This window comes from Methylocella sp. CPCC 101449 (assembly GCF_031921685.1).
GTDB lineage: Bacteria > Pseudomonadota > Alphaproteobacteria > Rhizobiales > Beijerinckiaceae > Terripilifer.
Genome location: NZ_JAPDHU010000001.1, coordinates 46875 through 70150 on the forward strand (window position 1 = coordinate 46875; position 23276 = coordinate 70150).

20 protein-coding genes are annotated in these 23276 nt (G+C 61.1%); 10 read left to right on the forward strand and 10 right to left on the reverse strand.

The genetic code is table 11. The features are described 5' to 3' along the window. Positions 1-163: 163 nt before the first annotated feature. The 4 genes from sppA to OIM99_RS00230 all read left to right on the forward strand — a co-directional run bounded on the left by sppA (position 164) and on the right by OIM99_RS00230 (position 2770). Positions 164-1135 carry a signal peptide peptidase SppA gene (gene sppA, locus OIM99_RS00215; protein WP_311848273.1) on the forward strand — a complete coding sequence of 324 codons (972 nt, stop codon included), beginning with the start codon at positions 164-166 and terminating at the stop codon, positions 1133-1135. Positions 1136-1199: 64 nt separating this feature from the next. After that, positions 1200-1487 (forward strand): integration host factor subunit beta, encoded by a 288-nt coding sequence (locus OIM99_RS00220; RefSeq protein ID WP_311848274.1) that lies wholly within the window; start codon positions 1200-1202, stop codon positions 1485-1487. A 26-nt stretch (positions 1488-1513) separates the two neighbouring features. After that, complete coding sequence (locus tag OIM99_RS00225; protein ID WP_311848275.1) at positions 1514-1849, forward strand: LapA family protein; 336 nt, start codon at positions 1514-1516, stop codon at positions 1847-1849. Positions 1850-1933: 84 nt separating this feature from the next. Next, entirely contained in the window at positions 1934-2770 is an 837-nt protein-coding gene (locus tag OIM99_RS00230) for a methyltransferase (RefSeq protein ID WP_311848276.1), read from the forward strand. A gap of 10 nt (positions 2771-2780) precedes the next feature. Here OIM99_RS00230 and rnk read toward each other — a convergent pair whose 3' ends face one another. Both rnk and OIM99_RS00240 read right to left on the reverse strand, forming a co-directional pair. Beyond that, on the reverse strand, positions 2781-3182 hold the full coding sequence (gene rnk / locus OIM99_RS00235) for a nucleoside diphosphate kinase regulator (protein WP_311848277.1): 402 nt from the start codon (positions 3180-3182) through the stop codon (positions 2781-2783). Between the two features lie 325 nt (positions 3183-3507). Then, a complete protein-coding gene (locus OIM99_RS00240; RefSeq protein WP_311848278.1) occupies positions 3508-7056 on the reverse strand; it encodes a NahK/ErcS family hybrid sensor histidine kinase/response regulator in 3549 nt (1182 codons plus the stop codon). Between the two features lie 238 nt (positions 7057-7294). On the opposite strand from OIM99_RS00240, the gene mscL reads away from it, so the two are divergent. Continuing rightward, positions 7295-7708: a large conductance mechanosensitive channel protein MscL gene (gene mscL, locus OIM99_RS00245; RefSeq protein ID WP_311850320.1), complete on the forward strand. Its 414-nt coding sequence runs from the start codon at positions 7295-7297 to the stop codon at positions 7706-7708. A 72-nt stretch (positions 7709-7780) separates the two neighbouring features. On the opposite strand, the gene hemA is transcribed toward mscL, so the two are convergent. The 7 genes from hemA to OIM99_RS00280 all read right to left on the reverse strand — a co-directional run bounded on the left by hemA (position 7781) and on the right by OIM99_RS00280 (position 14855). Further along, entirely contained in the window at positions 7781-9055 is a 1275-nt protein-coding gene (gene hemA / locus OIM99_RS00250) for a 5-aminolevulinate synthase (RefSeq protein WP_311848279.1), read from the reverse strand. 230 nt (positions 9056-9285) lie between these two features. Beyond that, positions 9286-10824 (reverse strand): ABC transporter substrate-binding protein, encoded by a 1539-nt coding sequence (locus tag OIM99_RS00255; RefSeq protein ID WP_311848280.1) that lies wholly within the window; start codon positions 10822-10824, stop codon positions 9286-9288. A 128-nt stretch (positions 10825-10952) separates the two neighbouring features. Continuing rightward, positions 10953-11273 carry an HPr family phosphocarrier protein gene (locus OIM99_RS00260; protein WP_311848281.1) on the reverse strand — a complete coding sequence of 107 codons (321 nt, stop codon included), beginning with the start codon at positions 11271-11273 and terminating at the stop codon, positions 10953-10955. Continuing rightward, on the reverse strand, positions 11270-11671 hold the full coding sequence (locus OIM99_RS00265) for a PTS sugar transporter subunit IIA (protein WP_311850321.1): 402 nt from the start codon (positions 11669-11671) through the stop codon (positions 11270-11272). Before OIM99_RS00265 ends, OIM99_RS00260 begins: the two co-directional genes overlap by 4 nt. A 120-nt stretch (positions 11672-11791) precedes the next feature. Further along, positions 11792-12271 (reverse strand): aldolase, encoded by a 480-nt coding sequence (locus OIM99_RS00270; RefSeq protein WP_311848282.1) that lies wholly within the window; start codon positions 12269-12271, stop codon positions 11792-11794. Beyond that, a complete protein-coding gene (locus OIM99_RS00275; protein ID WP_311848283.1) occupies positions 12268-14067 on the reverse strand; it encodes a sensor histidine kinase in 1800 nt (599 codons plus the stop codon). The genes OIM99_RS00270 and OIM99_RS00275 overlap by 4 nt, the downstream gene beginning before the upstream one ends. 89 nt (positions 14068-14156) lie before the next feature. After that, positions 14157-14855, reverse strand: coding sequence for a response regulator transcription factor (locus tag OIM99_RS00280; RefSeq protein ID WP_090703980.1), 699 nt, complete (start codon positions 14853-14855; stop codon positions 14157-14159). A 527-nt stretch (positions 14856-15382) separates the two neighbouring features. Between OIM99_RS00280 and OIM99_RS00285 the strand changes: the two genes are divergently transcribed. The 3 genes from OIM99_RS00285 to OIM99_RS00295 all read left to right on the forward strand — a co-directional run bounded on the left by OIM99_RS00285 (position 15383) and on the right by OIM99_RS00295 (position 19818). After that, complete coding sequence (locus OIM99_RS00285; protein WP_311848284.1) at positions 15383-16171, forward strand: DUF2470 domain-containing protein; 789 nt, start codon at positions 15383-15385, stop codon at positions 16169-16171. A gap of 206 nt (positions 16172-16377) precedes the next feature. Continuing rightward, complete coding sequence (locus OIM99_RS00290; protein WP_311848285.1) at positions 16378-17991, forward strand: phosphoenolpyruvate carboxykinase; 1614 nt, start codon at positions 16378-16380, stop codon at positions 17989-17991. Between the two features lie 138 nt (positions 17992-18129). Then, positions 18130-19818, forward strand: coding sequence for a restriction endonuclease (locus OIM99_RS00295; protein ID WP_311848286.1), 1689 nt, complete (start codon positions 18130-18132; stop codon positions 19816-19818). 79 nt (positions 19819-19897) lie between these two features. Here the strand turns inward: OIM99_RS00295 and OIM99_RS00300 are convergent, their stop codons facing one another. Continuing rightward, the gene (locus OIM99_RS00300; RefSeq protein WP_311848287.1) at positions 19898-21121 is read right to left on the reverse strand and encodes an acyl-CoA dehydrogenase; all 1224 of its coding nucleotides are present in this window, start codon (positions 21119-21121) and stop codon (positions 19898-19900) included. 391 nt (positions 21122-21512) lie between these two features. On the opposite strand from OIM99_RS00300, the gene OIM99_RS00305 reads away from it, so the two are divergent. Next, on the forward strand, positions 21513-22151 hold the full coding sequence (locus tag OIM99_RS00305) for a hypothetical protein (protein ID WP_311848288.1): 639 nt from the start codon (positions 21513-21515) through the stop codon (positions 22149-22151). Positions 22152-22189: 38 nt separating this feature from the next. Further along, a complete protein-coding gene (gene hrcA, locus OIM99_RS00310; RefSeq protein WP_311848289.1) occupies positions 22190-23275 on the forward strand; it encodes a heat-inducible transcriptional repressor HrcA in 1086 nt (361 codons plus the stop codon). The last annotated feature ends 1 nt before the right edge of the window (position 23276 follow it).

The following is a 23276-nucleotide window of genomic DNA, read 5'->3' on the forward strand; positions in this document are numbered from 1 at the left end:
CGCGCGGGCCTTTTATTTGGTCTGAACCCGCCAGGATCTCCTGTGCGGGCTTTTTGTTTGTCCGGCTTCGTCCTACGATTTGCCGTATTTTACCGCCAGTCGAGGAGCATCTTAGGGGCTCCATTGAGACGCCTCATCTGGCGCGCGCCGCACGGAGAGTTGCATGGCTACCGAATATCCCGCCGACTATCTGATCGACCGCAGCCGGCTGCGCCGCAAGCTGTCCTTCTGGCGCATCGCCACCGTCGCCCTGTTCCTGGTCGCCGCCGCTGTCGGCGCCTACCGCTGGAGCAACGGCCTGCCGACCACCGGCAGCAGCCATATCGCGCGGCTGACCCTGGGCGGCGTGCTGACCGGCAATCAAGACACACTGAAGCTCATCGACGACATCGGCAAATCCAACGCCGCCGGCGTCATCGTCTCGATCGAAAGCCCCGGCGGCACGACGACCGGCGCCGAACGCATCTATGACGAGCTGCGCCGTCTGTCGCAGAAGAAGCCGACCGTCGCCGTCGTCGGCACGATGGCCGCCTCGGGCGGCTATATCGCCGCTTTAGGCACAGACCGTATTTTTGCGCGGGGAACTTCCCTGGTGGGCTCGATCGGCGTGCTCTTCCAATTCCCGAACGTCGCCAAAGTGCTCGACACGGTCGGCGTCAAAATGGAGACGATCAAATCCTCGCCGCTCAAGGCCTCGCCCGACGGGTTTGAACCGACGAGCCCGGAAGCGCGCGCCGCCATCGCCTCCATCGTCAGTGATTCGTACGATTGGTTCAAAGGACTGGTGAAAGATCGCCGCCATCTGAGCGATCAGGAACTCACGACCGTGGCCGATGGGCGCGTGTTCACCGCGCGTCAGGGCCTGCCGCTGAAACTGGTCGACGAGATCGGCGGCGAGCGTGAAGCGATCGCCTGGATGGAGCGTGAACGCCATGTCGCCAAGGACTTGCCGGTGCGTGACTGGCGCCGCTCCTCGGCCACGAACTATCTCGGCCTGTTCGGATCGGCCGCCGATATGGCCGAAGCGCTCGGCTTTGGCGGCATCGCTCAGGCCATGCGTTCGGTCGGCAATACGGCCGAAGTGCGTATGCTTGACGGTTTGGTGGCCGTCTGGCATTCTTCGGACCTGTATTGACGATTGAAATGATTGCAATTATTGCCAATTTGCAAGCTCAAGCTAGACCGAGGGAAAGGCGCCCATGATCAAGTCCGAACTGGTCCAACGAATTGCCGATAAGAACCCGCATCTCTATCACCGGGACGTGGAGAATATCGTCAATGCGATCCTCGGCGAGATCACCAATGCGCTGTCGCGCGGTGATCGTGTCGAACTGCGTGGCTTCGGAGCCTTCTCGGTGAAGCGTCGCGACGCCCGCGTCGGCCGCAATCCGCGCACTGGTGAACACGTGTCCGTCGAACAGAAGTCGGTGCCCTTCTTCAAGACGGGCAAGGAAATGCGCGAGCGTCTCAACACTGACGGACACTAGAGCTTGCTGCGCACGGAGTACGGGTCATGAAGCGCGCGCTGCGATGGCTCGTTTTTCTTCCTGTTGCCGCCATCGCCGTCGTCTTCGCGGTGGCCAATCGGCACAGTGTCCCCTTCGTCCTTGATCCAACCGGTCTGCTCGGCGACTGGGCTATGCAGATCCAAGCACCCTTGTTCCTGATCGTCTTCGTCTCGGTCATGATCGGCGTGGTGCTTGGCGGCTGCGCCACATGGTTTGGCCAGGGCAAGCATCGCCGCGCGGCCAAGAAAGCGCGCAGTGACGCGCGCCATGCACGGGACGAAGCGGCACAGGTGCGGGCACAGTTCGCTGCTTTGCCGCTGATGTCGCCGCCCAAACACTGACGTCACCTGCCTCCAGCTTTGCAATTTTTCCGCGCACGGGCTTCACTGAGCTCAACACACGCCGCGATCAAGCTGGAGGATGCCATGCAAGCCCAGACACTCCGTAAGAAATCAAACGGCTGGCTGGCTGGCCTCGTCGTTTGCCTGCTGGCCTTGCTCGCCTCGCCCGCGGCCATGGCGCAATCCACCGACCGTTTGGCTGAACTCATCGCCGGGCCGCAGCGCAGCCCCGCCAATACGGCGCGCGACCCATATCGCAAGCCCTATGAAGTGCTGAAGTTCTTCGGGCTGCGGCCAGACAGTATCGTGGTGGAAGTCTTGCCCGGCAGCGCCGGCTATTGGACCGAGATCATCGCGCCTTACGTGCGCGACAAGGGCCTCTACGTCACGGCCGGTCGCGACGAGAGCGCGCCGCCCGGCTATCAGCAAGATCATGCCCGCATGCTGAAGAAATATGCCGACGATCCCGCGACGTTCGGCAAAGTGCAGGTGACGAAGTTCTTTTCCGATCGCTACGACATCGCGCCGCCTCAGAGCGCCGATCTCGTCCTCACCTTCCGCAATCTGCACAACTGGCTCGACCGCAACGAGATCGATGGCGCGTTGAAGGCTTTCCATAAGGCTTTGAAGCCCGGCGGCATCCTTGGCGTTGCCGACCATCGCGGCCGCACCGACCTGTCGCAGGAGGCGCAGATGCGCACCGGCTATGTGCGCCAGGATTTCGCCATCGCCTTGATCGAGAAGGCGGGCTTCAAACTGATCGGCACATCGGAAGTAAAGGCCAATCCGAAGGACACCAAGGACTATCCGGAAGGTGTCTGGTCGCTCCCACCCACCTATCGCGAAGGCGACAAGAATCGCGACAAATATGCCGCCATCGGCGAAAGCGACCGCTTCGTGTTGATGTTCGTCAAACAGTAGCCGGACGACGTCAAACCGGCTTCGGCTCGCGCACGTCGATGACCGTCAGCCGTTTGAGATCGCCGGCGCGCGTTTCCCAGGTGATCGAGTGTCCCGCGCGCATGCCGATCAAGGCGGCACCAATCGGCGTGAGCACCGAGATCTTGCCCTGCGAAATATCGGCCTCGCCGGGATAGACCAATGTCACCGTCTGTACCTTGTCGGTCGTGTCGTCCCGAAACTCCACTTCGCATCCCATGAAAACCGTGTGCTCGGGATGACGCCCTTTGGCGAGAACATGGGCGCGATCCAGCTCGCTGGTGAGAACCGCGGCAGCATCCTGCACCGTACCATTCGCCGTGCGGGCTAAAATCGACAGGCGTTCATGGTCCTGCGCCGTCAACACGATACGGGGTTTACGTTCACTCGTCATAATGATGTCCTCTTCGCATAAAGCGACGCGTCAGCGCGCTGCGGGCCGTTCAGCGGCCAGCGGCGGCAAAGAATGAAAATGTTGGAAACGCGTCGTGTCAGAGGCCCAGAAGGCTGAAATTCATGAAGTCGATTTCAGCAGCTTGGCGCGTGTCAAACCCCGAGCTCGGAGCGACGACGCACACCCGAACCCGAGGCTAGAAACCTGCGATGAGATTGCCGGAGCGCAGAAGACCTGCGCGAAGAGCTGCGAACTTCAACATGATGTCTGAAGACTTGGATATTCACGGCGGAAAGTCAAATGCGACATTTCGCCGATCCGCCCCCTATTCCGCCGCCTGCTGGAGAACGCGCCATTGGCTGAGAAGGGCCCGCAACGCCGCCGGGCGCACGGGCTTGTTGAGCAGACGCACGTTTTGCTCGGTGCAGAGATCGCGCACCTCCGGCGAGCGATCGGCGGTGATCAAGACTGCAGGCACATATTTGCCGAGGCGCTTGCGGACCGCCGCGACGCAGGCCAGGCCATCGCCTTCATCGAGGTGATAATCGGCCAGCACCACATCCGGCGCCTCGCCGTATGCCAAAGCCTGCATGGCTTCCTTGGCATCGGCGGCCGTCATCACCGTGCAGCCCCAGCCCGACAGCAGGATTTGCAGACCGTCGAGAATGCGCGGCTCGTTGTCGATCGCCAGCACTTTCATGCCATGTAGAGGCAGATGCGGGCTTGGCGCTTGCGATGACGGCTCGGCGCGATGCAGAACCGGCGCACCCACGGCAACGGGCACCGGCACACGAAACACCGATCCTATGCCCGGCCGCGAGGCCAAGGAGATGGGATGATCGAGAACGCGGCTGATGCGCTCAACGATGGAAAGCCCGAGGCCCAAGCCGCGCGCCGTGCGGGCGGCGGCATCCAACCGCTCGAATTCGCGGAAAATATCGCCCTGCTTGCTTTCAGGGATGCCGATGCCCGTGTCCCAAACCTCGATCCGCAATTCGCCGCCGCGCCGGCGGCAGCCGACGATCACCCTGCCCTTCGGCGTATATTTGATCGCATTGGAGATCAGGTTTTGCAGCAGGCGGCGCAACAAGCGGCGATCGGAGAGAACGCTGAGCGCGCACGGCATGAAGGTCAGCTTCAAACCTTTTTCCGCCGCCAGCGGTGCGAATTCGACACGCAGTTGCGACAGCAGCTCCTCGATCGAAAAGACCGACCGTTCCGCTTTCATCGCGCCCGCATCGAGGCGTGAAATGTCGAGCAGCGCCGTCAGAATTTCCTCGACCGCCTCCAGCGACAGATCGAGATTGGAGGCCAAAGCCGCCGCGCCATTCTCGCCCGCCACTTCGACACCGCGTGTGCGCTCCAGCAGCGAAGTCGCATAGAGACGCGCCGCATTCAGCGGCTGCAAAATATCGTGGCTGGCGGCGGCGAGAAAGCGTGTCTTCGACAGATTGGCTTCGTCGGCCAGGAGTTTCGCGCGTTCCAACTCACGGTTCAACCGCACCAGTTCTTCCGTCCGCTGGCGGACGCGCTGTTCGAGCGTTTCATTGGTGCGCTCCAACGCCTCTTCCGCCGCCACCGCCTGGGTGACATCGGTGTAGGTCGTGACAATGCCGCCGTCGGGCATTCGGGCGGAACGGACCTCGATCGTGTCGCCGGAATGATACAAACGCAGGCGCACGGGATCGGCTTCGTTGACGAGCAGTTCGATGCGCGTGGCGACATGGCTATCGATGGGGCCTTCGCCATAAATGCCGCGCTCGGCATTGAAACGGACGACTTCTTCCAGACCCATTCCGGTGCGCATCCGTTCAGGCGGGATGTCGAAGATGTCGCGGAATTCACGATTCCAGCAGATCAGCCTGAGATCGCGGTCGAACACCGTAATGCCCTGGCGCGCGAAATCGAGCGCATGCTGCAACAGATCGCGATTGTATTGCAGCGTGGCGGACGCTTCGTCGATCAGTTTGAGCGCGGCATCACGCGACAGATTGCGCCGGCGCAACAGCAATGACAAAACGAGACGCGACGAGGATGCACCGATTGCCGACGCCAGCAGATGTTCCGCATAGCGCAAGAGATGGATGTCGGCTTCCTGCGTCGGCGTGAGGGTCGCGCCGCGCCCCACCATGAACTCTTCGAACGAGCGGCGGGTCTGCGGGCCACCGAGATAGCGGGCGACCGCGTCTTCCAACTCGCTGACCGTGACATTGGCGCCCCAGAGCCGCAAGGTTTGCGACATCGGCGCGGCCGGCGAAGCACCGACAAAGATATTGGCCTGCAATCGTTCGATCGTCGTCGTATGCCGCGACAGGGAAAAGAAGACGAAGGCCACGATATTGGCGGCCAAACTCCACACCACGCCATGTACGAGCTGCGGTAGTTCGACGCCAAAGAGCGCCGTCGGCTTCAGCGGCACGAGGCCGAGCGGGCCGTTGGCGACGATGCTGGCAAGCCACGAGGTTTCGGTGGCGAGCGATGGCAGAAGCAGCGTGTAGGCCCAGATGAAAATGCCGGTCAGCAGGCCCGCGAGCGCGCCACGCGCCGTCGCCCGCGTCCAAAACAGACCACCGAAAAAGGCCGGTGCTATCTGGCTGATCGCAGCGAAGGAGAGCAGACCGATCGATGCCAATGCCGATGGCGCCGAATAGATGAAATAGATATAGGCCAGCAGCGTGATGACGACGATGGCGCTGCGCCTTATCACCAGAATGAGCGACACCGGATCGCCCGCCTCGATGCGTTCGCGCGTCGAGCGACCGCGCAACAGGAGCGGCATCACCAGATCGTTGGAGATCATGATCGACAGGGCGATGGAGGCGACGATCACCATCGCGGTGGCGGCCGACAGGCCCCCCACCATGGTGATGACGGCGATGGTGCTGGCGCCAGAATGCAGCGGCAAAGCCAGAACCGTCATGTCGCGGTCGATCGAACCGTCGGCAAAGATCAATCGGCCGGCGATGGCGAGCGGAATGACGAAAAGATTGATCAGAACGAGATAGAGCGGAAAAAGCCAGGCCGCTGTCTTAACGTCTTTCTCGTCGCGGTTCTCGACCACGGTGACATGAAACTGGCGCGGCAGCAGAATGATCACGCAGGCCGACAGCAAAGTGGTGATGATCCACACCGGCGCATCGGGCTGTTTGCCGAGATCGGTTTTGATGGCGACATTCTCCGCCGCCCTCATGCTGAGATCGGCCAGACCGTCGAACATCCACCAGGTCACATAAATGCCGACCAGAAGGAAGGCGATCAGCTTGACCAGGGATTCCATGGCGATGGCGAGCACCAGACCGTCCTGGTGCTCGGTCGCATCGATGTTGCGCGTGCCGAAGGCCATGGCGAAACAGGCGAGCAAGAGCGCGACGATCAAAGCCAGCGGACCGGCGGTTGCGCCCGACGCCATTACATGTCCGGCATCGAGCGAGTCGAGCACCATGACGACGGAGCTGGAGATGGCTTTCAATTGCAGGGCGATATAAGGCACCGCGCCGATGACGCAGATGATCGTCACCACCCGGGCCACCTGATCGGACTTGCCGTAGCGGGAGGCGACGAAGTCGGCGACCGAGGTGATGTTCTGGGCCTTGGCCAGACGGACGATGCGCAGCACCAGGGGCGACAGCAGGCCGATGACGATGAACGGGCCGATGTAGATGGGCAGGAATTCCAGCCCGCTTTGCGACGCCAGACCGACGGAGCCGAAGAAGGTCCAGGAGGTGCAATAGACCGCTAATGTCAGCGCATAAATGATTGGACGGGCGCGAGAGGAAATGAAATGGCGCCCGGAGGTGTCGCCATAGTGAGCCACGGCAAAGAGGCCGCAAAGATAAAGCAGCCCCGTCAGAATGGCTGCGCCGCCCGCGCTCATGGTTCCCTTTGTGCTCCCACCCCAAGCCCAGCCGGAAATCTAGAGCAAATCGGGTTTGGTTAGAAACGTGATTTTGCCGAGAACCTCTTACAGGGACGGCTTTTCTCGGCGTTTGAGCCCAAGTTTAACACAGGCAGCGGCGGCGCATGGGTTTGCGAGGGTGACGACCGGTGGTAGCCTGCAACCTTCGCTGCCGGGACAGGCTGCGAATCCGTATGGGCAGAGACGGGGATTTCAGATGTTTGAGGAATTCAAAAAATTCATTATGCGCGGCAATGTCATCGACTTGGCGGTCGGTGTCATCATTGGCGCGGCTTTCAGCAAAATCGTCGACTCGCTGGTCGCCGACATTTTCATGCCGATTATCGCCGTGCTGACGGGCGGCGGGGTCGATTTTTCGAACCTGTTCGTCCCCTTGTCCAAGGCCGTGACGGCCACGGCCCTCGAGGAAGCGCGCAAACAGGGGCCGGTCCTCGCCGTCGGCAATTTCATCACCATCGGCATCAACTTCATCCTGCTCGCCTTCGTAATCTTCCTCTTCATCAAGCTGGTGAACAAACTGAAGGGCCCGGAGCCGGAAGCCGCGCCCGCGGGCCCGCCCCGCTCGGAAGTTCTGCTTGAAGAAATCCGCGATGCGCTGACCAAGAAATAAGCAAAATAAAAGGGCTCCCTCGGGAGCCCTTTTTCATTCCGCTTTCAGCCTCTGATCACTCGCAACTGCCGATCACTCGGCCGCCACGACATTGCCGAAGCCGGTGGCCGAAACGTTGTGCGGCACCTTGCGCGGCAGGCCGAGGCGCTGCCAGACGTCGCGCAGGGCTTCGACCAGGTGTTCGATATGCGCTTCCGTGTGCAGCGGCGTTGGCGTGATGCGCAGACGCTCGGTGCCGCGCGCCACAGTCGGGTAGTTGATCGGCTGGATATAGATGTTGTGGCGCTCCAGCAGCATGTCGCTCGCCGTCTTGCACAGTTCGGCGTCGCCGACGAACAGCGGCACGATGTGCGACGTGTTCTCCATCAGCGGCAGATTGGCAGCGCGCAGCGCCGCTTTGGTGAGACCGACCTGGCGCTGCTGGCGATGACGCTCGTCGCTGGACGCCTTCAGATGACGCACGGCGGCATGGGCGCCCGCAGCCACCGCCGGCGGCAGCGCGGTGGTGAAGATGAAGGACGGCGCATAGCTGCGCACGGCGTCGATGATGATGCTGTCGGAAGCGATATAACCGCCAAGCGTGCCAAAGCCCTTGGCCAGCGTGCCCTCGATCACGTCGATCTGGTTCATCACGCCTTCGCGCTCGCAGATGCCGCCGCCGTGGTCGCCGTACATGCCGACCGCATGGACTTCGTCCACATAGGTCATGGCGCCATATTTCTTCGCCAGTTCGGCAATGCGGCCGACCGGGGCGATGTCGCCATCCATCGAGTAGAGGCTCTCGAAGATGATCAGCTTGGGCCGATCGGGACCTGCTTCGTCAAGAAGCTCTTCCAGATGCACGAGATCGTTGTGGCGGAAAATCTGCTTCTCGCAGCCCGAACGCTTGATGCCCTCAATCATCGAATTGTGGTTCAGCGCGTCGGAAATGATCAGGCAGTTCGGCAGCAGCGGCGCGATGGTGCCGATGGCAGCCAGATTGGAAATCCAACCGGAGGTGAAGGCGAGCGCCGCCTGCTTGCCGTGCAGGCCAGCGAGCTCCGCTTCAAGCCGCACCAGCGGATGATTGTTGCCGGAAATGTTGCGGGTGCCGCCGGCGCCAGCGCCATGTTGCAACACCGCTTCGGTGGTGGCGGCGACCACGACCGGGTGTTGGCCCATGCCGAGATAGTCGTTGGAGCACCAGATGACGATATCGCGGGCGGTACCGCTCAGATCGCCAACATTGGGATACCAGGTTGCGTGGGGAAAACGGCTCGCGTCACGCTCCAAATCGGCAAAAACGCGATAGCGGGCCTCGTCTCTCAATCTGCCGATCGCGGCCCCGAAAAAACGCCTGTAATCCATTTCAGAACAGTCCTCGCCCGTCCACGACTTGCGGCGTCCGGCCCGGTCTCGGTCGCACCAACCGAGGCCTGCAGTTTAGAACGTCTATTATTTGATCACATATATGTTTTGCCGTCGAGGCGCGAGGGACAGATGGTCTCACCTCGCGCCGTTTTGACCAGAATCGGTCCCTTTTTCCCGTGCCAAAGTGGCGCAAGCTCAACCGTTTACCGGCGGTCTCCGTCTTAAGTCTATTTCCAGCGCATCAGCGACAGTTCGCTGCCGAAGACGTTGAGGGAGCCGGTGGCAATCTCCAGATCCTGGCTGTGGACAAAGACATCCGGCTTGGTCGAAATCGGCAGGACATAGGCTTGGGTGTTGGCCCGGTCGAAAATCTGGGCATAGAGGCTGCGGCGGGTCGTTTCATCCAGGGTCGACAACGCCGCTTTGGCCCATTTGACGATCTCCGGATCGCGCCAATAGTCCCGGTCGCCATTGTTGAAATAGAAATCGGCGGTGCCCGAAACGTCCGGAAAGCCGCCGTTGGTCCACTGGCCGACGAGGATTTGCTGTTTGCCGTCGCGCTGGCGCTGGCGATAGGCGCCGAAGGTCAGCCGGGCGACCGTGGCGCGCACGCCGATGCGCCGCAGCTCGCCGGCAATGGCTTCGCCCAAATCATGCGAGCCCGGCGTGGCGTTGATCTCGACCTCGAAACCATTGGGATAGCCGGCGCCAGCGAGCAGCTTTTTCGCCGCCTCAAGATCGTAAGCGTAGGGCTTGTTGGTGAAGCCGCAGCCGCGCTGGATGGGAAAGCAGAAAGAGTCGACCGGCTTCACCGCCTCGCCGCCCGGCACGACGCTGGCGGCAATCCGGGCGCGATCGAGCGCCTGGATCAGCGCTTTGCGGACCTCGAACTTCTGCAAAGCGGCATTGCCCGCGCGCCCCACCGCATCCATCGCCATGTAATGGAAGGTGATCGCTTGATTGGCGGTGACGGCGAAGGCTGGATTGCTGGCCAGCATCTCCGCCTGATCGCGGGTGGTGATGCGAATGAGATCGACGCCACCGGTCATCAATTGCGCGATCTGAGTTTGCGCATCGGGGATCGGCATCAACTGCACACGCTCGATCGTCGGCTTTGGCGTGCAGGCGCCACCCTGCGGATAGTCGGGATTGCGCACCAACATGATGCCGCGGGTGGAATCGATATATTCGACGCGATAGCCGCCAGTGCCGATCGGCGACTTGCGACCGAAATCACCACTCTCGCCAAAGCCGCTGTGCCTGTCCGACGGCAGCATGGGCGCGCCGGAGGAGAGCCGCAGCATGGCCAAGGGGCTGGGGAATTTCTCGATGATGCGAATGGTGAAGCGGTCGATTTTCTCGGCCTTTTCCAGCCAGTCGAAATTGCTGCCGAAACGGATGTTGTTGCGCGGATCGACGAGCCAGTTGAGCGTGTAGACGGCGTCATCGGCGTCGAAAGGCGAGCCGTCATGAAACTTCACGTCTTCACGCAGTTTCATTTCGATGGTGCGGTCGTCGATCTGTTTCCACGATGACGCCAGCATCGGCTTCAATTCGCCATTGGTCCGATCGAAGCAGATCAGCGTGTCGAACACCGCCACCGAGGTGAGACCCGTTTCGGGCTTGGGATCGTCGTGAAGCAGCGCCGAACTGATCGGATCGGTGAAAGCGATACGCAGCGTGCCCTTCGCCTTTTGGGCCAACGCCGGCGACACCGACATGAGCGCTGCAAGACCGGCGGCTCCCAGCCAAAGCCGTGTCGACATGAGTATTTCCTCCAGAATGGGTCCTGCTCGTGCAGGCCCCTTATTGATTGGCGCGCAGACTAATCATGCGCGTGGCCAAGTCAAACCGGGAAGAAGTCAAACTGGGGAACTGATTTATAGGTGCGAGCTTATTCGTCTTCGCCGAAGCGATTGGCCACCAGTTCGGACAAAGCATCGATGGCTTCGCGAGCTTCATGGCCCTGGGCGGCGACGGTGATCGTGGTGCCTATACCCGCACCCAGCGTCAGAATGCCCATGATCGATGTGCCGCCGACCGTCTCGCCGCAGCGATAGACCGAGACGGTCGCATCGAACTGCTCGACACATTGGACGAACTTGGCCGTGGCGCGGGCGTGCAGGCCCTTGCGATTGATGATGGGCATTTCCCGAACGATGCAGCCGGGGAAATCTGGGGTCGGCGGACAATCTTCCAGGATGTCGTCTGTCATTTCCCGTTCAATATCCGGCTGGCGACGGAGATATATTTGCGTCCTGCATCCTGCGCCTGAATCACCGCATCCTCAAGCCGGGCATCGTCACGAACGGACGCGAGCTTGATCAGCATCGGCAGGTTGATGCCCGCCACGACGTCGACCTTGGCGCCGTCCATGATCGAAATCGCCAGATTGGAGGGCGTGCCACCGAACATATCGGTCAGAACCACGACACCGTCACCGGTGTTCACGCCTTCGACGGCGGACACGATGTCCTTGCGCCGACGCTCCATGTCGTCGTCGGGACCAATGGTAATCGTTTCGAGCTGCTTTTGCGGACCGACCACGTGCTCAAGTGCAGCACGGAACTCCGTCGCAAGGTGACCATGCGTCACCAGGACCATTCCGATCATTGGGACTGACCGTCCATAAAAATTCCCGCCAATCCTGGCACAAACCAGCCAGACCTGAGGGCCGGCCGGCGGAAAGCGGGCAATAATGTGCATTGCAGCGATTTTATCAAGTGGCAAATTCTAGCCATTCTTGTTCGCCCCCCTGACATTTTGCCGCTGGACGAAGGATATCACTTGCGAGGCCGTTTCGGGCCCAAAACTGTGGCTTAACAGGGCCAAACGGGGCACCCGCACCCCACAGATGTCGGTAACCAGTTCTGTCTCCGATGGAATCCGGGCCGGTTTTGCTGTGCACAAATCAACCACGGCCGTTACCACGGCGGCCGGTTCCGCGGCCACGGCGTGAAGCCCTTCGCCGCGCTGCTCGACCAATCCGGCGATCGCCGGATGACCGCGCACGACCAATCGCCCGCCGGCCGCAGCCAGAGCGACCCGATCATCGCCAACGAGACGCACGAAAAGACCGGCCAGCGCGCCCTGATCCAACAGCATATGGGCGAGAGTCGATTTGCCTGAGCCGGACTCGCCACGGATCACCACGGCGCGCTCGCCGACGATCACCGCGGTGGCATGATGATAGGCCGGCGCCGCGCCGCTCATTTGCCGACCGGCACCCAGACGACGAACCGGGCGCCGCGCACCTCGCCGTCGCTGGAGGCGGTGCGATTGAGCGCGCGGATATGGCCGCCATGCGCTTCAACGATCTGACGCGAGATCGACAGGCCGAGACCGGAGTTCTGACCGAAGCCCTGGTTCGGACGGTCGGTATAGAAGCGCTCGAAAATGCGTTCGAACGCATGGGCGGGAATGCCAGGTCCGTCATCATCGACGATGATTTCGACACCGTCTTCCAGCGCCTTGGCGCGACCCATGTCGCGGACGCGACGCAAGGCGATGCGCACGTTGCCGCCGGGCGGCGAGAAGGAACGCGCATTGTCGATGAGATTGGTGACCACCTGCCCCAGGCGCGAGTCATGGCCGAGGATGTGATAGGCATTCGCCTCGTCGCTTGGCGCCACGTCGATAGTGAACTTCACTTTGTCGGCACGATTGACTTCGTTGGCGACGCTAACGACCGCACGCACGAGCTGGACAAGATCGACATCCGCCATGTCGGCGCGTGCCAGTTCGGCATCCAGACGCGAGGCATCGGAAATATCGCTGATCAGCCGGTCGAGCCGCCGCACGTCGTGCTTGATGACGTCGAGCAGGCGCGCACGCGATTCATCGGTCTTGGCGATCGGCAAGGTCTCGACGGCGCTGCGCAGCGAGGTCAATGGATTCTTCAATTCATGCGCCACGTCGGCGGCAAAGCTCTCGATCGCATCGAGGCGGGCGTAGAGCGCCGTGGTCATATCGCGCAGCGAACCCGACAAATGGCCGATTTCGTCGGCGCGTTCGGTGAAGTCGGGAATTTCCTGTCGAGATTTGATGCCGCGCCGGACGCGCTGAGCCGCTTCGGCCAGCCGCCGCATGGGCTCGGCAATCTGTCGCGCGAGAAACAACGACAGCACCAGCATGACGGCGAAGAAGACGATGAACAGACGGATCATCGTCCAGCGTTCCGCCGTGATCACCTTGTCGATGTCACCGCCTTGGGTGGAGAGCAGCAGAGCGCCGCGCACCACGCGGAAACGCTGCACGGGAATAGCCACCGAGACGATGGTCTCGCCCGCCGAATTGACGCGCACGATCGAACGGCTCGACCCACGCAACGCCGATTGCACCTCGGGATAGGCGCGACCGTTGTTGAGGCCGATGTCTTCATAGAGCGGCAGGCTCGGCTCGCCGAACCATCCCAGCACCGTCGCCCAGGCGCGTTTGAGGAAACTGACCGTCGCCTCTTCCTTGCCGCCATCGGGCAGATCGAAGCGCAGGATCGTCGAGCGATCGGTCATCGAACGGGAGTCGAGCAGCAGATAGCCGTCGCGGTCGTAGATGCGGGCGCGGGTGCGGGTTGGCCCGACGAGACGGCGCAACACCGGACCGACGCTGTCGGGATTGATGGAGAATTCCAGCGCGTCGCTGTCCTCGCCCGGGCCCGTGCTCTGGCCGGGCGCCAATTGCAGCAGCTTTTCCGGGTCGACGGTGATGCTGTCGGTCTCGACCGTGGCCGAAGCCGAGATCGCCGCGGCGATGATCTCGCCCTGGGTCTTCAGGGTTTCGATGCGGGCATCGATCAAGCCTTCGCGGAATTGATTGAGATAGAGAAAGCCGATCAGCAGGGCGACGAGGCCGCCCAGATTGAGGGCGACGATACGGCGGGTAAGCGACGAGGCGAAAGGCGCAGCCAAGGTCCGGCGCAGCAGCCGGGTACGCCCCGCCAGGCTGCGTCGGCGCGGGGCCGGCTCAGAGGCCGTTGCCGGAATCTGGCCATCCTGTGCTTCGACGCTCATCGCATCTTGTCCGGCAGTCCTTGTCCGCAGCGCGCTGACAGGATCAGATCAAATCAGATCGATCCTGAACCAGCGATCTGACTGCGTCCTTACGCTTCCTTGAAGCGGTAGCCAACGCCGTAAAGCGTTTCGATCATCTCAAAGTTGTCGTCCACAACCTTGAACTTCTTGCGCAGGCGCTTGATGTGGCTGTCGATCGTCCGGTCGTCCACATAGACCTGATCGTCATAGGCCGCGTCCATCAGGGCATTGCGGCTCTTCACCACACCCGGGCGCTGAGCCAGCGCCTGCAGGATGAGGAATTCGGTCACCGTCAGCGTCACCTGCTCGTTGTTCCAGGTGCAGGTGTGGCGTTCCGGATCCATCTTGAGCTGGCCGCGCTCGAGAATACGGGCTTCGGTCTCCTTGGCGGTCGCGGCTTCCTTCGGATTGAAGCGGCGCAGGATCGCCTTGACGCGCTCGACCAGCAGGCGCTGGGAAAACGGCTTACGGATGAAATCGTCGGCGCCCATCTTCAGGCCAAACAGCTCGTCGATCTCCTCGTCCTTCGAGGTGAGGAAGATTACCGGCAGATCGGACTTCTGGCGCAGGCGGCGCAGCAGCTCCATCCCGTCCATGCGTGGCATCTTGATATCGAAGATGGCCAGATCAGGCGGGTTGGTGCGCAGGCCGTCGAGCGCGCTGGCGCCGTCGTTGTAGGTCTGGACCCGGTAGCCTTCGCCTTCCAGGGCGATGGACACGGAGGTCAGAATGTTGCGATCGTCGTCTACAAGCGCGATGGTCGGCATAGAATCCTCTGGTGGTGGCGCCGTACCAACGGCGAAAGGCCGTACGGCAGTGCATCTTCTTGACGCGGCGGCAAACTCCGCACGATTGCGGGCAGAATTGTGACGTTACCTTCAGTGCTGCCCGCAGTAGGGGGCAGACGGCCCGCGCGGAAACTCATCGCCACAATATAGGCCATTATTGGCAAAAATCACCCATCCAACTGGCATTACAGCGGGAAAGCCTGTGCAGACAGGCGACAATCGCGCGGTTTGCCGCTAATTTTCCGCCAAAATGAGCGGTTTTCGGACCATTTCCCGAGGGTGGATAAGCGAACGCCGATGACATTAATGATTCGTCATGCGGCCGTCGCGGCGGTCTTGCCCGGCCGGATCGCCGCCGTTTCGGCGCAATCGCCAGCAGCGGATTCTCTCGAAAAGCCCGTGCACGCGTCCGCGGACCTTATGCCGCGCTTACAAGAGACAGACGGTTTCGTAGGCACCGACACAGCAGCGGAAACGTTTTTGAAAGCCAACGGAGGACCGAAGCCTTGACGCCTGTCGATCCACTTACCGATCCACTTGCCAATCCGGTCGCCGAACCGCGCCCGAACGTGCCGGAAGTCTACGATGCCATCGCCGTGTCGAAGGGGCTTCTGCGCAGCATCCGTGCCGGCGCCCTGGCGACGCTGGGTCAGGACGGCGCTCCGTTCTCGACGCTCGTCAATGTCGCGACCGATCATGACGGTACGCCGATCCTGCTGCTCTCGGGGCTGGCGCTTCACACGCGCAATCTCGCCGCCGACGCGCGCGCCTCGCTTCTCCTCGCCGAGACCGGCAAGGGCGATCCGCTCGCCTACCCGCGCCTCACCGTCAGCGGCCAGGTGCGCAAATGTGCGGACAGCGAGCGCGACCGATTGAAGCAGCGCTTCCTGAGCCGTCATCCGAAGTCGGCGCTCTATGCCGATTTCGGCGATTTCGGTTTCTACCGGCTCGACATGGTTAAGATCCATCTCAACGGCGGTTTCGCACGGGCCGCCGATTTCGACGGCGCGGCCCTGCGCACGCCGCTCGACGGCGCCGAATCGATGATCGCTGCCGAGGCCTCGGCCATCGCGCATATGAACAGCGATCACGCCGAGGCGGTGCGACTCTACGCCACAAAGCTTTGCCGTGCCGCCGATGGCCCCTGGCGGATCACCGGCATCGATCCCGAAGGCGTCGATCTTGCTTGGGGCGAAAGCACAGAACGAGTGACGTTTCAAAGCCCTGTCCTGACCGCGGACGCCCTTCACCATACCTTGGTTGCGCTCGCCGTTGCGGCGCGGAGCCAGAATTGATGCGCCGCACAATGGGTTATTGCGTGCGTCTTCTGCCAAAAATCGTTAATCCCAACGTCATATGAGGTCACGCTGAACCTTGCTCAGGGAGGCTGGGGCGACTAAAGGTGCGGCCCTCAATTTTCGGCAGAGCCCGCGATACGGGCATCGGAAACGCCGGCACGGCAAGTGCCGGGTGAATTTGTCGGATCAGTTCGGAGACAGCAATGAAACAGGTGGGCGCGTTCAACACCTCCTACGGGGTTGATAAATTTGGCCTCAAAAATCTCGGCACGGTTTTCTACAATCTGCACGCGCCGATGCTGTACGAAGAGTCGATCCGCCGCGATGAAGCGGTGATCATGCCGGGTGGGCCGATCAATGCCGAAACCGGCATTCACACGGGCCGCTCGCCGAAAGACAAACACACGGTCCGCGATGCCCTCACCGAGAACAAGGTATGGTGGGGCAACAATAATTCGATCACGCCCGATCAGTTCGACGTTCTCCTCAAAGATTTCCTCAAACATGCCGAAGGCAAGGACCTGTTCGTCCAGGACCTCTACGGCGGCGCCGATCCCTCCTTCCGGGTCAAATCGCGCGTCATCACCGAATTCGCCTGGCACTCGCTGTTCATCCGCAATCTGCTGATCCGCCCCGACAAGACCGAACTCGCCGCTTACGTCCCTGATCTGACGATCATCGACCTGCCGACCTTCAAAGCTGATCCGAAGCGTCACGGCTGCAAGAGCGAAACCGTCATCGCCCTCGACTTCACCCGCAAGATCGTCCTCATCGGCGGCACCAACTATGCCGGCGAGATGAAGAAGTCGGTTTTCACCTGGCTGAACTGGACCCTACCCGCTCAGAACGTCATGCCGATGCACGCCTCCGCCAATGTCGGCGACGATGGCGACGTAGCGATCTTCTTTGGCCTGTCGGGCACCGGCAAGACCACCCTGTCGCAGGACCCGGACCGCATCCTCATCGGCGACGACGAGCACGGCTGGGGCAAGGACGGCGTCTTCAACTTCGAAGGTGGCTGCTACGCCAAGGCGATCCGCCTGTCGCGCGAGGCCGAGCCTGAAATCTACGCCACGACCGAGCGTTTCGGCACGGTGCTGGAAAACGTCGTCTTCGACCCGCTGACCCGCGAGCCCGATTTCGACAGCGAAGCCAAGACCGAAAACACCCGCGTCGCCTATCCGCTCGACTTCATCTCGAATGCGTCGCGCACCGGCCGCGCCGGTCAGCCCAAGAACATCATCATGCTGACCTGCGACGCCTTCGGCGTGCTGCCGCCGATCGCCAAGCTCGATCCGGCCCAGGCCATGTATCACTTCCTCTCGGGCTACACCGCGAAAGTGGCCGGCACCGAAAAGGGCGTGACCGGTCCGGAAGCGACCTTCTCCACCTGCTTCGGCCATCCGTTCTTGCCGCTGCACCCCTCCGTCTACGGCAACATGCTGCGTGACCTGATCGCCAAGCACTCGGTCGACTGCTGGTTGGTCAACACCGGCTGGACCGGCGGCAAGGAAGGCGTCGGCCGTCGCATGCCGATCCGCGTCACCCGCCGTCTGCTGACCGCCGCCCTCGACGGTTCGCTGAGCAAGGCGACCTTCCGCACCGATCCCTATTTCGGCCTCGCCGTGCCGACTTCGGTGCCTGGCGTCGAGCCGCATATCCTCGAGCCGGTGAAGACCTGGTCGAACAAGGCCGAGTTCGCCTCGACCGCGAAGCACCTTGTCGAAATGTTCCGCAAGAACTTCGTCACCTTCGAAAGCCACGTCGACGCCAAGGTGCGCGAAGCCGCGCCCTTCTCGCGCATCGCCGCCGAATAAGCGACGCGATCCATTCAAAGCAGAAGGCCCGGAGCATCGCTCCGGGCCTTTTCGTATTACGTCCCCATCCAAGAGAAGGATTTTGCTTGCAGGTCCCCTGGCATTTCGGGTGAATTAGCTGGCGGGGGCAAATGACCGATGGACATTGAAATCAAGAGCAAAAACCTTTCTCAAATAGAGATTGGCAAGCTACTGGCGAAGTACAGTGTCAAAGGCGACCGGATCATCCGGTACCATATCGATTTTTGGCACAAAGAATTGGGGCTTCATAAGGAACTCGGGGCGCCAGAACTCTATCTCCTGCAAGATAAAGTCGACGCTCTCATGTTGGCTTGGGACAAGAGGCTCGCAGAGCACCAGCGAAACTTAACCATGGAAAGCGGCCGGGAACTTGCCGAGCGCTTGACAGCGCAAGCCAGAGCGAAAATGGACGCTCTCGCAAACATTCTAAGCACAGCTTTAGAGCGGCGCGGCCAGTTTGATTGGAATTCTCTGAAAGATTTTTCAAAGTTCGAAGCGGTCGAGGCAGCTCTGCTTGCAAGGAAACCAAGGCCCCCGGCAAAAGCTCCACAATACATAGAGCCAGAGATTTCAATCTGGGCAGCCCTTTTTGGGCAGCGAAGGAAAAAGCAACAACAAGCCCAGCATTTTTTTATGCAACAGCTTGGCGAATGGGAACAAGTTGACGCCGACTATAAGATAAAAGCCGACACTTGGCAGAAGGAGATTGACGACAAGCGCTCCCTATTTGAAGCGGAGAAAGCCACCAAGAATGCGCGTGCCGAGGAATTCATGGCTGGTGTTCAAAGCGGCGACTCTCAAGCGGTCATCGAACATATCACCCTTGTCTTAGAGCGGTCCGATTACAGCGAGATTTTCTATCCGTCATTTATCGTCGACTACAAGGCGGAAGATAAACTGGCGATGATCAAATATGAACTCCCTGCCCCAGACGGCATGCCAAAGTTAAAATCGGCGCGGTTCATAAATGCCTCTCAAGAAATCAAAGAGACGTATTTTTCCGAACGCGATCAAAAGGCGACCTTTGATTCAGCATGCTATCAAATCTGCCTTCGAACGATCCACGAAGTTTTCAACGCCGATGAGTTTGGCAACGTCGAGAACATTCTTTTCAATGGATTTGTTACGTCGATTGACCGCTCTACTGGCCACTATGTCACGTCGTGCATAATGTCCATCCTGGCCAATCGTCCCGACTTTGCAGCGATCAATCTGAGAATGGTTGACCCAAAAATCTGCTTCAAAAATCTAAAAGGGGTTTCTGCATCAACCCTGTCCGTGCTCGCTCCAATTCCCCCCATCATGGAAATGGACAGAGAAGACAGTCGCTTTATCGATGCACGGAACATAGTTGATCAATTGAACGAGGGAACGAACCTTGCCGCCATGGATTGGCAAGATTTCGAGCATTTGGTTCGCGAACTATTCGAAAAGGAATTCGCCGCTCGAGGCGGCGAGGTGAAAGTCACTCAATCAAGCGGCGATGGCGGTGTCGATGCAGTTGCATTCGACCCAGACCCGATTACCGGCGGAAAGATAGTCATCCAAGCGAAACGTTATACTCGCACAGTTGGTGTTTCCGCCGTTCGAGATTTATTTGGCACCATGCAGCATGAAAGTGCTTCAAAGGGGATACTGGTTACGACGACCGACTATGGTCCCGATGCTCACAAATTTGCATCCGGCAAACCGATCACGCTTTTAACGGGACAAAACCTCCTGCACCTGCTGGAAAAGCACGGCACAAAGGCAAAAATTGATCTTCAGGCAGCACGGGACGAGATGCATTTTCAGAACCGGCGGTGACGTAGTCGCTGAAGACAGCTAACGCAGCCTCAACTCCAGTCGCAATAAATGCGACTGGAGCTTTCCACACCAGAGATGCTCAGAAAAACGCCTGCAAACCCGTCTGCGCGCGGCCAAGGATCAGCGCGTGCACGTCATGCGCGCCTTCATAGGTGTTGACCGTCTCCAGATTCTGGAGATGGCGCATGACGTGGAATTCGCCATGGATGCCGTTACCGCCGTGCATGTCGCGCGCGACGCGGGCGATGTCCAAAGCCTTGCCGGCGTTGTTGCGCTTGATGATCGAGATGGCTTCCGGCGCAGCACGGCCTTCGTCGAAGAGACGACCGACGCGCAGGCAGGCCTGCAGGCCGAGCGCGATTTCCGTCTGCATGTCGGCGAGCTTCTTCTGCACGAGCTGGGTGGCGGCGAGCGGACGGCCGAACTGCTTGCGGTCGAGCGTGTATTGGCGCGCGCGCAGCCAGCAATCTTCCGCAGCGCCCATGGCGCCCCAGGCAATGCCGTAACGGGCGCGGTTGAGGCAGCCGAACGGACCGCTCAGGCCGGAGACATTCGGCAGCAGGTTTTCTTCCGGAATGACGACGCCGTCCATGACGACTTCACCGGTGACCGAGGTGCGTAGCGACAGCTTGCCGTCGATCTTCGGGGCTGAGAGGCCCTTGGTGCCCTTCTCGATCAGGAAGCCCTTGATCTGGCCCTTATGCGCGTCCGACTTCGCCCAGACGACGAACAGATCGGCGACCGGCGCGTTGGAAATCCACATCTTCGTGCCGGTGAGGCGATAGCCGTCGGAGACCTTTTCGGCGCGCGTCTTCATGCCGCCCGGATCAGAACCGGCGTCGGGCTCGGTCAGGCCGAAACAGCCGATCATTTTGCCGCTGGCGAGCTTGGGCAGGTATTTCTGCTTCTGCTGCGCATCGCCATAGGCATAGATCGGGTGCATGACGAGCGAGGACTGGACGCTCAAGGTCGAACGGTAGCCGGAGTCGACCCGCTCGATTTCGCGCGCCACGAGACCGTAGGAGACGTAGTTGGCGCCAGCCGCGCCATATTCTTCCGGGATCGTCACGCCGAGCAGGCCGAGTTCGCCCATTTCGGGGATCAGGTCGTGGTCGATCTTCTCTTTCGCATAGGCTTCCACCACGCGCGGCAGCAGTTTTTCCTGGGCATAGGCGCGGGCCGTGTCGCGGATCATCCGCTCCTCTTCCTGCAATTGGTCTTCGAGCAGGAACGGATCTTCCCAGGCGAACGCGGCACGATGGGTGTGCGAGGTCGCGGCGGCGGCGGATGCGGTTGAGGACACGACAGTCTCCAGTTCAGTTTCCCATACAGTCCCTGTATGGCCGTTTGGGCGGATAAGTGCGTTGGGCGGCGCACCATGTATTATATTACATGGTCTGGCAATATGCCGGGCGGGCCCGTTTGATCAATTCATCCCTATGCTGCGTTTCTTTTGCCACTCTCGCACGGCCTTTGCCAATGCAACGCCGGGAGGCAGAAAGATGCAATATATTACATGATCAGGTAGTCATTCCGATGGGTTAGCGCCTTGGGCCCGGCTTCCCACGGTCAGACCCCAGGATCTTTTCGATCATAATCTTCACAGCCCCTTCACGTCACCCTGAAAGCTTGTGATGTGCATGCGAGGGCCATCGGGCATAGGCTCCTGAAAACAGAGTTTTGGGAGGCAGGCCATGACCACGAGCACCGCAACCTTCTCAAACCCGCCGCTTCCCGGCGCCGCCACGCTGGGGCGGCTTTTTACCGGCGGCCTGGCCGGTCTCATCGTCTGGGAAATCTGGGCCAAGGTGCTCACCCCGCCGGTCGCTGGTTTTCCGCTCGAGCCCCCCGCCCTCGTCGCCACGCTCATTGCCCGCTGGACCGGCATAGAAGTGTCGTCCACCACGGCCACCGCGCTCCATTATGCGGTCGGCATCATCGGCTATCCGATCGCCTATTGGGTGATCTCGCGCGGGTTTCGCGCCTGGGCCGCCACCTTCGATATCTTCGTCTGGGTGCTCTTCACCCTGGCGGTGGCCTGGCTCGCCGCTTCCAGCAAGGCAACCTTGTTCATCGGGCTGTTCTGGCTGCTGGTGACGGTTCTGTCGGCCACCCGCCTGTTCAATCCCCATGCCCTGAGCGCCAACGCATTGAGCTGGGGCTCGTTCACCTGGTTCAATGCGCTGGGCATCATGGCGCCGCTCGCCGGCCAGCCCTTCCTGCTTTTGACCGATTATCCGGCACTCTCCTTCATGAGCTGGGCCGGCCACGTGATCTACGGAGCGATCGCCGTTTACGTCTTCGAACGATTGCAGAGCCGCGCACGCGGCTGACACTTGAACCCAGAGCCCCGCTTGGTCATTTTAGGGCTATGGCATCTTTTGACCGCCCGTCCGCCGACAACGCCTCGCTCGCGAAGCTGAATGCCCGTTCGCGCGAGATTTTCCGGCATATCGTCGACAGCTACCTGGAAACCGGCGACCCGGTGGGATCGCGTCATCTATCGCGTATCCTGCCGATCACCCTGTCGCCGGCCTCCGTCCGCAACGTCATGCAGGACCTGGAGGACGCGGGCCTCGTCTATTCGCCGCACACCAGCGCCGGCCGGCTGCCGACCGAACTCGGTCTGCGCTTCTTCGTCGACGCCATGCTCGAAGTCGGCGATCTCTCGAACGAGGATCGCAGCAGTATCGAGGCGCAGGTGCGGGCGGCCTCCACCGGCCAGACGCTTGAGGGCGTGCTGACGGAGGCCTCCTCGCTGCTCTCCGGCCTGTCGCGCGGCGCCGCCGTCGTGCTGACGTCCAAGGACAATGCGCGGCTGCGCCAGATCGAATTCGTCCGCCTCGATCCGGACCGGGCGCTGGCGGTGCTCGTCGCCGAGGACGGATCGGTGGAAAACCGCATCCTGCCGATCCCACGCGACCTGCCGAACTCTGCTCTTGTCGAAGCCGGCAATTATCTCAATGCGCGCCTGCGCGGGCGCACGCTCGCCGACCTGCGGGCGGAAATCGACGCATCGCGGCAGGCAGCGGAAGCCGAGCTCGATCAACTCACCGCGCGCCTGATCGACGCGGGCCTTGCGAGCTGGACCGGCCCCGGCGGCACGAACCAGCAATTGATCGTGCGCGGCCAGGCCAATCTGCTCGAAGATCTGAAAGCGGTGGAAGACCTGGAGCGCATCCGTCTTCTGTTCTCCGATCTCGAGACCAAGAAGGACGTGATCGACCTTCTGGCGCGGGCCGAAACCGGCGAAGGCGTGCGCATTTTCATCGGCTCGGAGAACAAGCTGTTCTCGCTCTCGGGCTCCTCGATGATCGCCGCCCCCTTCCGCGACGGATCGCAGAAGATCGTCGGCGTGGTCGGCGTCATCGGCCCGACGCGGCTCAATTATGCGCGCATCGTGCCGATGGTCGATTACACCGCGAAAGTCGTGTCGCGGATGATGGAACGGCGCTGAT

Coding starts and splice junctions, on each gene's coding strand:
- sppA (WP_311848273.1), top strand. CDS start 164: ATGGCTACCGAATATCCCGCCGACTATCTGATCGACCGCAGCCGGCTG.
- OIM99_RS00220 (WP_311848274.1), top strand. CDS start 1,200: ATGATCAAGTCCGAACTGGTCCAACGAATTGCCGATAAGAACCCGCAT.
- OIM99_RS00225 (WP_311848275.1), top strand. CDS start 1,514: ATGAAGCGCGCGCTGCGATGGCTCGTTTTTCTTCCTGTTGCCGCCATC.
- OIM99_RS00230 (WP_311848276.1), top strand. CDS start 1,934: ATGCAAGCCCAGACACTCCGTAAGAAATCAAACGGCTGGCTGGCTGGC.
- rnk (WP_311848277.1), bottom strand. CDS start 3,182: ATGACGAGTGAACGTAAACCCCGTATCGTGTTGACGGCGCAGGACCAT.
- OIM99_RS00240 (WP_311848278.1), bottom strand. CDS start 7,056: ATGAGCGCGGGCGGCGCAGCCATTCTGACGGGGCTGCTTTATCTTTGC.
- mscL (WP_311850320.1), top strand. CDS start 7,295: ATGTTTGAGGAATTCAAAAAATTCATTATGCGCGGCAATGTCATCGAC.
- hemA (WP_311848279.1), bottom strand. CDS start 9,055: ATGGATTACAGGCGTTTTTTCGGGGCCGCGATCGGCAGATTGAGAGAC.
- OIM99_RS00255 (WP_311848280.1), bottom strand. CDS start 10,824: ATGTCGACACGGCTTTGGCTGGGAGCCGCCGGTCTTGCAGCGCTCATG.
- OIM99_RS00260 (WP_311848281.1), bottom strand. CDS start 11,273: ATGACAGACGACATCCTGGAAGATTGTCCGCCGACCCCAGATTTCCCC.
- OIM99_RS00265 (WP_311850321.1), bottom strand. CDS start 11,671: ATGATCGGAATGGTCCTGGTGACGCATGGTCACCTTGCGACGGAGTTC.
- OIM99_RS00270 (WP_311848282.1), bottom strand. CDS start 12,271: ATGAGCGGCGCGGCGCCGGCCTATCATCATGCCACCGCGGTGATCGTC.
- OIM99_RS00275 (WP_311848283.1), bottom strand. CDS start 14,067: ATGAGCGTCGAAGCACAGGATGGCCAGATTCCGGCAACGGCCTCTGAG.
- OIM99_RS00280 (WP_090703980.1), bottom strand. CDS start 14,855: ATGCCGACCATCGCGCTTGTAGACGACGATCGCAACATTCTGACCTCC.
- OIM99_RS00290 (WP_311848285.1), top strand. CDS start 16,378: ATGAAACAGGTGGGCGCGTTCAACACCTCCTACGGGGTTGATAAATTT.
- OIM99_RS00295 (WP_311848286.1), top strand. CDS start 18,130: ATGGACATTGAAATCAAGAGCAAAAACCTTTCTCAAATAGAGATTGGC.
- OIM99_RS00305 (WP_311848288.1), top strand. CDS start 21,513: ATGACCACGAGCACCGCAACCTTCTCAAACCCGCCGCTTCCCGGCGCC.
- hrcA (WP_311848289.1), top strand. CDS start 22,190: ATGGCATCTTTTGACCGCCCGTCCGCCGACAACGCCTCGCTCGCGAAG.